At 39.8% G+C, this 13117-nt stretch carries 7 protein-coding genes and 1 pseudogene; 3 read left to right on the top strand and 5 right to left on the bottom strand.

All coding sequences use genetic code 11. From position 1 onward, the window contains the following. Nucleotides 1-10: 10 nt before the first annotated feature. Nucleotides 11-1276 carry an SMODS domain-containing nucleotidyltransferase gene (locus CTN07_RS04380; RefSeq protein ID WP_005299111.1) on the bottom strand — a complete coding sequence of 422 codons (1266 nt, stop codon included), beginning with the start codon at nt 1274-1276 and terminating at the stop codon, nt 11-13. Between the two features lie 421 nt (nt 1277-1697). Then, nucleotides 1698-2705 (bottom strand): DUF4238 domain-containing protein, encoded by a 1008-nt coding sequence (locus CTN07_RS04375; protein WP_005299108.1) that lies wholly within the window; start codon nt 2703-2705, stop codon nt 1698-1700. Nucleotides 2706-3054: 349 nt separating this feature from the next. Here CTN07_RS04375 and CTN07_RS04370 point away from each other — a divergent pair, with 349 nt between their 5' ends. The 3 genes and pseudogenes from CTN07_RS04370 to CTN07_RS04355 form a co-directional block, all read left to right on the top strand. Then, complete coding sequence (locus tag CTN07_RS04370) at nt 3055-3429, top strand: hypothetical protein (protein WP_036763747.1); 375 nt, start codon at nt 3055-3057, stop codon at nt 3427-3429. Nucleotides 3430-3911: 482 nt separating this feature from the next. Then, nucleotides 3912-6464: an AAA family ATPase gene (locus CTN07_RS04360; protein ID WP_005299105.1), complete on the top strand. Its 2553-nt coding sequence runs from the start codon at nt 3912-3914 to the stop codon at nt 6462-6464. Nucleotides 6465-6753: 289 nt separating this feature from the next. Continuing rightward, a pseudogene (locus tag CTN07_RS04355) lies at nt 6754-7647 on the top strand (ABC transporter ATP-binding protein); the annotation flags it as partial. 83 nt (nt 7648-7730) lie between these two features. Here CTN07_RS04355 and CTN07_RS04350 read toward each other — a convergent pair. The 3 genes from CTN07_RS04350 to eptA all read right to left on the bottom strand — a co-directional run bounded on the left by CTN07_RS04350 (nt 7731) and on the right by eptA (nt 13081). Next, nucleotides 7731-8144: a lysozyme inhibitor LprI family protein gene (locus tag CTN07_RS04350; protein WP_036763741.1), complete on the bottom strand. Its 414-nt coding sequence runs from the start codon at nt 8142-8144 to the stop codon at nt 7731-7733. A 170-nt stretch (nt 8145-8314) separates the two neighbouring features. Then, nucleotides 8315-11155, bottom strand: coding sequence for a M66 family metalloprotease (locus tag CTN07_RS04345; protein ID WP_005299101.1), 2841 nt, complete (start codon nt 11153-11155; stop codon nt 8315-8317). A gap of 321 nt (nt 11156-11476) precedes the next feature. Next, nucleotides 11477-13081, bottom strand: coding sequence for a phosphoethanolamine transferase EptA (gene eptA / locus CTN07_RS04340; RefSeq protein WP_005299099.1), 1605 nt, complete (start codon nt 13079-13081; stop codon nt 11477-11479). Nucleotides 13082-13117: the final 36 nt, after the last annotated feature.

Genomic DNA, 13117 nt, shown 5'->3' with positions numbered 1-13117 from the left:
GCTATCGTTCCTATTCGATTGGGACTGTGATTTCATGTCGTGCTATCACCCTATCATCGCGGATAGCGTAACACTCAACCGTATGGTCTCCAAAGAAATTAGCAGTCTCAATACGGGTTTTACTACCATCATCATCCATTATGTCACCACGATGATTCTTCTGCCTATCCGCTTCATACCCACGGTTACGTACCTTCCACTTCACTTCATAATCTCCACCGATATCGGTTTGCTTTACGAAGAAGTGCAGTTTGCGTTGGTGCTGAATTCGTTCCCCGCCAAATTTTAATGATGACAACATTCTGGTCATTAGATCGCTTTTGATTTCGCAATCAATGACAATTTGGTTGGTAATATCTAGATCGAATAGCTCCTCGATAAACTGCTCATTAACCGCCGAGACTTCTTTGGCTTCACGATTGGGGAACTTAGTGCCAAAAATGGCTTTATACCGCTGGTTGCACTTATCTTCATAGCCGCCTTCTCTGGCTTCTATGGCTTCTATGGCATTGTTCAGAGCGATCTCTGCATCAGCTTGAAATGCTTTCTTTACTCCGACTTGAGAGTTACTGCCAAATGCGTAGTAGTATGCTTTCTTTGGCTCTTTGGTAAGGTATTGAAAAAAGTCTCTCACCATCTTGTCAAAACTACCGAAACTAGCCTTATCGTAATCGGTGTTGTCTTTGAAGAAGTTGTAACAGAGAGTATCAATCAGAAAGCCGCTCATCTGAATATCATTTCTATGCTTCCATGCACGAACCATTTTCGCAAGTTTACGTAGATTGTCTTTGCGCTCGGTATTCAGCCCCCTAAATGCTTCTAATTCAGCACGAGTATTACACTTGCGCCATAAGCCACCGTTATATGTGTCTGGATATTTGAAAACACCTTGCCATTCAAACACAGGCACCACCTCAAAGGTAAAATCCTGCATCTCAACCACCACCACGTTCCGGTCTTTTCTTACCTTACTTGTCTTGTATGTCTGCTGAATTGCATCTTTAGCATGATCTAGTGCCTTTGATGGATCTTTACGGTAGGTATTCCAAGCCCAAGGTGGAAGTATGTAAAGCATATCAAGGTCAGAAATACCTTGAATTCCAGAGTAACGACCATACGAACCAGCTTGAAGGCTATTATTGGTTTTATCATTTTCTAAACCTCGAAACTTTTCATTAAGGTTCTTAGTGATGGTTCCATAGCGACTCGATATCGAATCCTTGTTCTTGATCTTCAAGTTGTCCAAAAACAAGCTGAAATCCCGTCTTACCGTCATATGCCATTTCCATGTAGTTAAGTCCTTATTTTATATGGGGTCACTATTTGGAGAAACAACCTCGGCTGCAAATATATTGTGCTTAGAACTTCTCGTAAGCACTACATGTACATTTTCTAATACTGAATTTAAGTTAGAAATGCTATCAATTAGGAACTTATAATCTTTCAATGCTTAGTGGGACGCATCATATCAGGAGCTAGCGGAACAATTGGAGATTCAACCTACAAGCACCATCGATGTTGTCCATTCAATCTGACCTACTCATCATTAATGAATATTCACTTAATCGCTAGGTGAACTGATTCACTCTCTGAATTCAAATCGAGAGGGATGCCAGTACGCTCATCGTTAACAGTTTCTGCTTCAAAAGTGAGTCTTTGAGAGCGTCGAATTTCCTATCTGGTTATTTGATTTACAGTTACTCACGCAAATCAGATGTTCTGTGGACTGCTTTAACAGCATTGAAATTTAAGCCAACAAACTTCTTATAAGGCTTAAGCGACTCCTTACTGTTACCAATGATATGAAAGTTGGCACGTTTGGCTATATTGATATTCATTTCTTCAACAACATCGACTGATACTTGAACCATACCGCATGGGAACCGACTTGATTTGTTTATCATGTAGGCAACGTTTGGTGATATTGGATAGTAAAAATCACACTCATGATCTTCTGGTGGTTTAACCTCGGCGGTTAATGCTGGGTGAACATTAACAATAGGTTGGTCAGAAGTAATGAACGGTATATCAGTGTCATTGATCAGCAGGCAATGAGTATCGTCTTTTCTATCTAAGTAAAGTGATCGACCTATACTCATGCCGAACATGTAACCAATAAACCACCAACACTCTAGTGTTAACGTCTTAATATGATTGTCGGCTGCATTGCTTATCGTATCTTTGAAATTTTTTGTTCTCGCTATTTGATGACCAAAGAATTGCATGAACTTAATCATGTTGTCATCTTTATCAAGAATCGATAAATCTCGATTTGCAAGAGCCTCTAGAATTTCTTGAACTTCATTTTCGTGAGCTGTGTGGTAGTTTTCAATACCATTACTCTTCCAAGCTTCAATCAGCTTATCAACGGTTTCATCTTTCTTGCCACTTTGTACATATAGCGATTCCATGTATTGCATCTTTAGGTAATCATTCAGATAAGACATGTGTAGCTCGTGTAGGTCTTTGGGGCTTTTTAATGACCAAATCCTAATTACTTGCACATGTTCAGGTTTAAGTGGCTTCACTCGATAAAAGTCCCGCTCAACAGCAATACTTTTGACACTATCAAGGCGAATGTCGTTGTTCTTCTTGGTTGTGTAATAAACCTGTTTGTTATCAGGCGACCATCGCCTCATATAGTTAGCCCATACATGATGGTGGTTTTTCTTTGCCTCTAAGTGTTTTTTTGAAGCTTCCGGCATAGCCCCTCCTCGAACAAGTGTCTGAAAACCATATAGATACAAAAATAATCAGACTCAGTAAAGGTGAAGTTTTGATCGGTACAGGGCATTAAAACGTTTGGTTGCTTTCTTAGTGGGGATGTGAACTTGAACACCACAGCAAGAAGTGACGGCAATCCATAAATATCAATAACTTAAATCAATCCTCTAATACGAAGAATAAATGACGAACTATCATCCGAAATTTATGACCTCTAGCACTTAAGTATCTGATTTAGTTACCATCTAAAGAGCAACCAAAAACCTATTGATCATTTTACTGTATGCATGTACAGTTAAAGTGCGTTTTTCATACAAACGGAGATAAGAAATGAAAATCGTATTACTCGATTGTGACTGCGTTAAAGCTGATGGATACACGTTCGCCAACGAAGGTCAGGGGGCTATCAAGTACATTGCTGTTGCCAACCACTCAGCCAAGCTCCCCAAAAACCCCACAGGAAAACCTCTCGGCAAAGTTGCTCCTGTTTTTAAGAACTCATCTGACTTTATGTTGCTGTATTTGCTAACTAAATTACTGATGCGTTCAAAGAAACTAAAGGGCGACAATCAGCATAAAATCGCCATCGTTACTAGGGACAAGGCGTTGATTGAGGCTATTCAGATGGTAGCGCAGCGCAATAATGCCCAATGCTATAACTATCCTAGGGTAAGGAGTTTGGAGGCTGACTTCTATGCACGATGACGTGGAAAGACTAATAAAGGCAAAAGCAAGACGACTTAACGTAAGTGTTGAGACGCTGAAGGATGTTATTGCTGATAGGGTTGTTGCCAGCGAATGCGAAGAAGATATTGCGTCGATTGTCCTTTCATTATCGGATAGTGACATTGCCGAGTTCACAAACTTTGACAAACAGTGGTCTTGAGTGAGGTGGAGGCTAGGTAGGAGGGATGTCGGGTATAGGTGTACTGGCTCATAATTGATCCGACACCTTACCTCATACGCCTTGACCAAATCAGGCAGCCAGAGGTATTGCGAATCCTCTTATTGATTGGCCAAAATCCCTCATCCACTGCATGTAGGCAAACAAAGATTTAACCGTCCAATTATTTGCTCTGTATCAAGTTTTTAGATCTTACTAATAGAGGTCGCATATTCACATCTACGAATGCATGCTTTAATCGTCCCAATCGAATATCAATCAAAAGTTTACCGGAGTATTGCGAATGGGTCGCGTGAGAGAAGACATTATCAACTGGTTACATACTCAACCTTACTGGGTTCAATTGGCGGCTCAGACCATATTAAAACAGGAAGAAATCACACAAGATAAAATCACAGAGTTTAAAGAGCTGTTAAAAACTCCAAAAGGTCAGTCATGCACTGAGGCATTAGACTTTGGACAATTCAAGGAAGAATCAAGCACTGCCAATCAAATATGGATTAAGTCGATTGGTGAAGTTGAAGGTATTGACGACCTAAACCCTCGCTCTCCTTTAACCTTCGAACAGAAACTCACTGTTGTTTACGGAAATAATGGTTCTGGCAAATCAGGTTACACACGCATCCTCAAAAAGGCATGTGGAAAAAACAACGCCAACGACCTGAAACCAAACGTTTTTAAAGCGCCTCCAACTGTGAGCAAATGTGCTATTAGTATTGATGGTGTTAGTACGAAAAAAATTGACTGGGTTGCAAACTCGCTACCTATCCCTGAGATTAGTTCAGCAGACATTTTTGACTCTTTTACTGGAGGTCTTTACCTTGATAATGAAAATGAAGTGTCATATGTACCGATTGATGTTCTTCTGTTTGAGAAGCTTGTGTTCGTTTCCACATCAATCAAGTCTTTACTGGATAAAGAACAAGCTCAATTAGTAAAAATTCTACCCAACACTCCAGTAGAACTAACGCAGTCCAAATATATACGAGCAATTAACGATAGGCTTAAAGCAGATGTGCCGGAAGCAACACTGAGAGAGTTTTTCAATTTTACCAATGATGACGAAAACAAACTCAATGAACTTAGTGAGCGTCTAAAAGGTGACCCATCAAAACTAAAAGACAAGAAATCACGGGAGCTAATGCAACTGACTGAACTCACTAATTCAGTTTTAGTGGCAAGCGAAAAAGTCAGTTCTCTAGTTTGTGAAAAGATTAATGAATCCAAAGCTAAGCTAGAATCAGCAAAAAAAATAGCGGAGCAAGGTGCTAAAGCCCTCTCTGATGAGAACTTGCTGAATGGCATCGGAAGTCAAACTTGGAAAGCTCTATGGGTTGCTGCGAAAGAATACTCTATGAAAGAAGCATACGCAGATGAAGAAGCCCCTTATATTGGAAATGACGCTCAGTGTGTTCTTTGCCACCAACCACTTTCAGATGCAGCTAAACAACGCTTTAAGTCTTTTGAAGAACACATTCAAGGAAGCCTTGAGAAAGAAGTTAAAGCTACGCAGCTACACTTTGACAACCTAGTTAAAAAGTTACCATCAATACCAACGAAAGATACCTTAAAGACTCAAATAGCAGCATCAAACCTTGTCGAAGAAGAATGGCTCCCTGTCTTAAGCAAGATATGGGGTGAAATCGAAAAAGTTTCTGAGGCTCTTGTTAAGCACCCTGAGATTCCAAATCAAGGATTCACATTTGATACTTCACTTATTGCAGCACTATCAGAAAAAAAAGAGGTGCTAGCAAAAGAAATAGAGAACCATCAAAAAGACGTAATTGCTTTCAACAAAGAGAAACTAACCAACGAGCTTAATGATTACAAGGCAAAACAATGGGCTTCAGGTTACATTGACGCCATTATTCAAGAGGTCAAAAGGCTAGAGAAGTACAGGCAATATGAAGAATGGGGCAAATTGTTAGGTAGCTCAAAATTCACACGTAAAGCTGGTGAAGTATCAAAGCAAGTAATAACAGATGCTTATGTTAAGCGTTTCAACGATGAACTAGATAATCTTGGTGCAAAGAAAATCAATGTTCAGTTGTCCAAAACGCGTGTGTCAAAAGGAAAAGTGATGCACAAACTGCACTTGATGGGTGTGAACCAAAACTTCACCCGCAGTAAGTCCCATGACATTTTAAGCGAAGGTGAGCAGCGAATAGTAAGTCTTGCTGCTTTCTTAGCTGATACCAATGGTAAACCTCAAACTACCCCATTTATTTTTGATGACCCGATATCATCGCTAGATCAGTCATATGAGTTGTATGTTGCAAAACGACTTGTTGAGTTGTCAGAACATAGGCAAGTCATTGTTTTTACACATAGAATTAGTTTGTTGGGAGCCTTAAATGATCTTGGAAATCCTAAATGCGTACACATAAGGCGTGAAAATTGGGGCTGCGGAGAGCACGGAGTTGTCCCATTGTTTGCGAAAAAACCACTTAAGGCTTTAAATGAACTGAAGAATCAAAGGTTAGCCCAAGCTAGAAAACTATTGGATTCGCACGGTACTGAGGTTTATGCCCCAATGGCGAAGTCAATTTGCAGCGACTTCAGAATTCTACTTGAAAGAGTTGTTGAAGTTGAGTTTCTAGCAGATGTGGTTCAGCGTCATCGTAGAGAAGTCCAAACAAAAAATAAAATTAGTAACTTAGCGAAGATAACAATTGATGACTGCAATCTCATTGAGCGCCTTATGGGGGAATATTCTGCGCATGAACATAGCCAGCCAAGTGAGTCACCGGTAGAGCCACCTACACCTGAGCAGCTAGATACCGATATTAATGCCGTTATTGACTGGCACACTGAGTTTAAAGCTCGCAAGAACTAATACCCGCCATGAAGGTAGTTGAAGAGATTCGCTTACCTTCATTCCCCCTAATCTTGTAAGGAAAAAAGCATAAGAAAAATTTATTCACATTGCGCTCAGAGCAAGGTTATTATACAAACAAGTTACTTTTTTGGCGTTTTTTAGATTAAGCAGACTGCAATCGACAACTTTTTTAGACTAAAGGTATTTTTTATGTTTGAAGACTCATTTAGACAAGTTGATCTCTTGTCACAAAAGGCTTTGCCTGAGATCTTTAGAAAGTTACGTCTAAAATTTTTACCAACATTAGTGGGAGGTTGGCGCATTATTTGAGAACCTAGGTACGGTTGTTGATGGTATGAAAACCTTAGCTAAACCAATTGAAATTAAAGACTCACCAAATGCAAAACCTTTGTCTGTAACTCAAGGTAGCATCCGCTTTGAAGATGTCAGTTTTCATTATGGAGAGAACAAGGGCGTACTCAGTCATTTGAATCTGGATATTAAGCCCGGTGAAAAAGTCGGTTTAGTCGGTCGCTCTGGTGCGGGTAAATCAACGTTAGTTAATCTTCTGCTTCGCTTCCACGACTTAGAAGGCGGTAAAATCTCAATTGACGGTCAAGATATTGCCAAGGTTACACAAGATTCATTACGCAGCAATATCGGTATGGTGACGCAAGATACGTCGCTCTTACATCGTTCAATAAAAGACAACATTTTATATGGTCGTCCTGATGCAACAGATGATGAACTTTATGCCGCAACCAAACAGGCTCATGCTGATGAATTTATCAGTACACTAACGGATCCATTTGGTCATTGTGGTTACGATGCTCAGGTAGGTGAACGAGGGGTTAAACTCTCTGGAGGACAACGTCAACGTATCGCAATATCCCGTGTCTTACTAAAAAATGCCCCTCTACTTATTCTCGATGAAGCCACATCAGCACTGGACTCTGAAGTAGAAGCCGCGATTCAAGAGAGTTTATATGAGTTGATGGAAGGCAAAACGGTTATAGCCATCGCGCACCGTTTATCAACCATTGCTGCCATGGATCGTTTAATCGTGCTCGATAAAGGAGAAATTGTTGAGCACGGTACGCATCAAGAACTCTTGGCGCAACATGGTATTTATGCTCAACTTTGGTCCCATCAAACGGGCGGCTTTATTGGCGAGCAGAATTTAACAGAAACAGTAAATTAATCGATTTGTGTTTTCTTCACCACAGCGAGTACCATGCTCTAAGGGCTCGCTGTTGGTGAACAACTGTATAATACCAATAAAATTCAGTGTTTAGGTTCTGGCAATACAGCTGGTGTGCTGTCCATATAAGTTAAAAAGTTCTGCCATAACTCATGAGTTCTTTGCTCAGTAAGCTCCGTTTTACAAGAAATGGCCATTACACCTCGAATGGTCCCCTCTCTCCATTGTGTGTAAACCGCATTACAATGAGCCGTCATATAAGCTTGCCAAGCTTTTTGTGCGACCTTAATAGCTTCTACTAATTCAGGATCATTGGCGTTATGAGTCAGGCTTGCTCTTAAGTATTGAGCAAGTTGTGCTTGTGCTGTTTCCAGTTTTATTGCGGCGCACTGATTGATCTGAATAGTATTCATCGGATTATCACAATCTAAAACCTCATCATCAGCTAAGGTTGAGAATGACAATATCATCAGGACTGAAAGTAAGTATTTTTTCATATAACTCCTTGGTGTTAGCTCTTTGGTACTAACTTCTTGGTGTTTATTCCATTTCATTGTCTAAAAAGTGATTATAGTTTTTTAGAAAATACAGATAAAAAGAATAAAACAAAAAATGGATAGAGGTCTCCCCCTATCCATTTTTATTTACAACTTAACTCAAGCCATCATTAATGATTGTGTTCACCATCAGCATGATTACATGCTTGCGGCTCATAGCGTGTTGCTTCGACTCTTGGCACTGGAGCACTAAAGAATGCTGCAGCTGAACGTGCTTTCGCATCACCACCTTGTACCGTATAAATAGGCGCAAGTTTTGGTGCATCAATGGTGCGAGTATCCAATACCTGACCATCACACACTACAGATGCCGACACCGGGTTATCTGATGTTGCAACGTTCACGTGGAACTTATTCATGTTGTCGGCATTACGACGGTTATTCTTTAACGCATATTTCAGAACAGAGCCCGATTGTGTTTCAACTTCAAGCGCACATTGGCCGGCAATTAAATCAGCCGAATCATCAGAATATACATAACCAAATGCACCGTGTAGCGCCGGGAAAATATAGCTATCTAACTTAGCTTGCGGATCGTAGTAACCCACTAGCGTTGTTACAGGTACACCATATTTTTCTGGATGAACCGCTTTAGTTGATTCAAATGGCGCATCTTTCACCCACGTTTGACCATCAGATACAAACGTTAGACGGCTACCATAAGGAACCAACATCTCTTGACCATTAATGGCTAAGTGAGAGTTGTAACCTGCACTCGAATTAAACGTAAATACTTTGCCTTTGTTAATTTCAGATGCCGCTGGAACCGACATGTTTCGAGCCCAATGACCATTCCAAGTAGATAAGTCAACTTTATCGAAATTCTCAAATAGCGCGGCTATCTTAGTTTCATTCGCATCCCAAGGGTTAACTGATGTCACTTCCATATTCTCAATACGATGAGTGTATTCTGCCATCGTTTGCGTTGCTTCATCCCACTTTCTAAAGCCTGTTGATGAGGTTTTATCAAACACCACTTTGCTTTCTAAGTTCTTCTGTATGAAATACATGGAATACGGCGTGTACATAGTAAAGCGTTGAGCACCATACATGGCCCAGCCACCAGCCATTGCGTCACTGCCATATTTGAACATACCGTTAAATGCTGGCACACATTGACCATCTAAGCAGCTTTCACCACCTGTATTAATTGGAGAGAAGTTTGGTATAAAGACGTTTTTGCTCGAATCCCAACCCCAAGTAGAGTTTAGCATATCCGCAGGACGGTGAATCGAACCTGCAAAACCACCTGGATAGTGGCCTAAACCGTAGTTATGTCCGACTTCGTGACTGAACTCATTACCAATCGAACTATCAAGCGTAACCATACCAGCACCGCCTGAACCACCGTGAGTTTGCAAACCATTGTTATACATACCACGAGTATTATGAGCCGTTAGCTGAGCTGCAATATATGGGTTTTCACCTTCACCAACACCCGAGGAGGAGTAAATGCCATAGTTGGCGTTATTGATACCAATTGAGATTAGCTCTTTACCAATACGTTGGCGCATTGTACCGCCATGCCAACCACCATCACTTGGATCGTGATCAGTCAGTAACGTACCATCAGGCAACATCACTTCGGTCAGATGAACCGGTTCATACTCATTGACGATCATTTTACTGACAGGTGCAGTTTCAAAATACTCTCGCTGTACTTCTTTATCTTTTTGGAAGTCGAAACGACCGCGAGGTTCAACCAGCATACCCACATCAATAGTATTGATTAGTAGCTCTGTTGGAGCGCCAACCTTAATAGAATTTAGGGTACCTTTTTTATCGCCGTTAGCAAAAGAGAGCGCAAGCCCTGGCTTTAACCACTCTTTTGGTAGATCTGCAGACCAGTAACCTTGTGCATAACCGATTTCATTAAAGATCAGGTCATCTTGTAAAATCCACGCACCATTCACATTTTTAAAAACGGTTGTTGTACCATTGACGATAGTACGACTGCGATCTTTATAGTAATTAACGTGAGAGTTGTAACCGGCACTTGAGATAAAGACGAATGTTTTACCATCTAGCTTTGGATTGTCTTGTTCTAAGTCGAACATGCGATTCCAGTGTCCGTTCCATGTACGCATAACCACTGTATCATGATCAACAAGAGCGGCAGCAATCGCTTCTGTTGTTGGGGTGCTAACATTAAAAGCTTTGCTTTCATCGTAGCTAAAATCAATATTTGTTGTGGTTAGCTCAGGCATTGACAATACGTTAGGTGCTAGCTGACTTGGATTTTTCATCTCAATTTCGCCAAGCACTTGGCCCGCTTTATCTGTTGCTGTAACCGTAACAGTTGAGTAATAGTCCAACTCGTTCTCAGGTTTCAGCATAACCTTAGTTTTACGCTCACCGACTAAGTGCATGCGTTTTTCTTGCTCGTTGGCATTAGCAGGTACGATATGCGCTTGAGCAAACAGAACGGCACCAGCCAAATTACCAGAAAGATCATTGGTAACAGTATTCGTATTAAAGAAGATCGATTCTTTCTGAGTAACATCAGGACAACCCGTTGTAGTCAGTACAGTGCTTAATGGCCGCTCCCAACTATAATTACCTTCGTTATCTTTTGAACCACGAGCTGCTGCAAATAATTCAAATTTACACTCGTCACTTTTGCCCGGATAGATATCAAATCCACCGTCGTACCAATACGTTTCCCATGCGGATGGAATAAAATCAAAAACTGTATTAAATTCAGAGTGGAAATCCATTAAATCAAATTTGATATTACCATCAAAATTAATTCTTAACTCTTTGCCTTTATAACTAAGATATTTTTGATCGCCTTTTTGAATGACATTGGCAGGATCTTTTGCTAATTCTGCTAACTCATTCATTTTTTGCATTACTTTGTTAGTCGATGCTTCTAAAGTTAAGGATTCTGCCGAAGCAGTTGCGCCATACAGCGAAGCTAAAATAAATAATGCTATTGTTTTCTTTTTCATAACCTAGCCCTCTTGTTGTTATGGATTAAGTATGAATTGCATTATTTTGCTCGCCAAGATAAATATACACCAATGTATATGTTGTTAATTATAACTATGATCTTACTTCAAACTTTTTAATAAACACCAATGAAAAATGTTGTATTTCCTGTCAAATTGGTCTTAGTGAAAAATAATTTTATAAATAAAAAACACTTACTTATCAGTAACATATAAAGATTCATTTATTTGACGCTATATAAAGAAAGAGATATTTAATTGACACATAGAAAAAAGCCACAAAATATATTGTGGCTTTTGTCCTTTTAGTTAGACATTAATTTATCGGCATTGATTGAATATATCTAACTTAGGCTGATAGATTTTAGTTTTAACATCCATCATACCGAGTAATGTATGAAACAAGTTGTCTTGTGTTATACCACCTTGGTTCGACTCTTTAATTAAACATTGTCGATTAATTTTCTGACTCTTCTCATACGATGGTGACAACCACAATATTAGAGGTACGGTTGTCTGCTCTTTTGGTGCAATCGAATAAGGTAAGCCATGAAGATAAATACCATCTTCACCTAAAGACTCACCGTGATCTGCCATATATATCATTGCGGTATTTGCATGTTTATCATCAGCTTTTAATATATCAACAACCTGACTCAAAATATGATCGGTATATAATATTGAGTTATCGTAAGTATTGGTTACCTGCTCTCTAGTACAGTTTTGCAGATCACTGGTGTCACACGTTGGAGTAAAGTGTTTAAACTTGGCAGGATAACGGTCATCATAGGTAGGACCATGGCTACCAATTAAATGGATAACAATTAACGTATCTTGTTTCTGCTCATCAATAAATTGTTGCAGCTTATTTAATAGTATCTGATCATAGCAAGAACCGTTATGACATAGACTCGGATCTATTTTAGCGGTCATTTCAATATGTTTAATACGATCGCATACCCCTTTACAACCACCATCGTTATCTTTCCACAATAAGTTAATACCAGCATGATTAAGAACATCTATGACACTATCTTGATGGCGTACTGTTGTTGGGTTATAGGTTGCGCGAGTCATATCTGAAAACATGCAAGGAACAGAAACGGCGGTTGCGGTTCCACACGATTGAACATTTTTAAAGCTGATAACATCACGTTGGCTTAACTGCGGATTTGTATCACGTTTATACCCATTCAATGAGTAATTCATAGAACGTGATGCTTCGCCAAGGACCATCACGACAACATTAGGTCGACCCGATTTGTTTGTATCAACCGCATCCTCTCCTAAATGTTTGAATGGCATATGCGCTTCGACTAATTGGTAACGGCCATAACGATATGTCGCGGTAATGTAATTCGTTGGGTTAAGCAGTGCTTTTATTTCTGAATGGTTACGAACTAAAGAAGCATAATCTTTGTAATAGAACCCTGCTATTACCGCAATCACAATGACAGACACTACAATAGAAATAAGCTTTGATAGTAACTCTTTCCAAAACGGTTTAAACACGACTTTCGTTAGACTAAGAACCACAATAGGCAGTACACAAATGATCAGAAACCACGGTACTAACCCCCACGATAAATAGCTGGTTGCCTCTCCCGTATTGGTCTCAAAAATATTGACTATCATGCCGTAATCAAAAAAAGTCCCATAGGTGTACATACCATAGGTCGCCAATGATGACAGAATGATGATTATTGGTATAAGTATGCGATGGGCAACTGGCCAAATCAGCAAAGTAAAAATGATATTCAAAGCAAAAAAGATAAATAATGGAATTGTCGCAACAAAAATCCAACTATGAGGCGGCTCTTTGCTAAATAGGTCAGACAGATGATGCCATAATCCTATGTTTTGAATGAGCGTAAAAAAAAGGGCGATAAGTGCAATATATGCGGTACTACTCAGTCGAAGTTTCATACTTTCAAGCCAGTTAACCAATATAAATAAGGTATA

Source organism: Photobacterium damselae, from assembly GCF_003026815.1.
Lineage (GTDB): Bacteria > Pseudomonadota > Gammaproteobacteria > Enterobacterales > Vibrionaceae > Photobacterium > Photobacterium damselae.
This window is presented reverse-complemented; position numbering and strand designations above follow the sequence as displayed.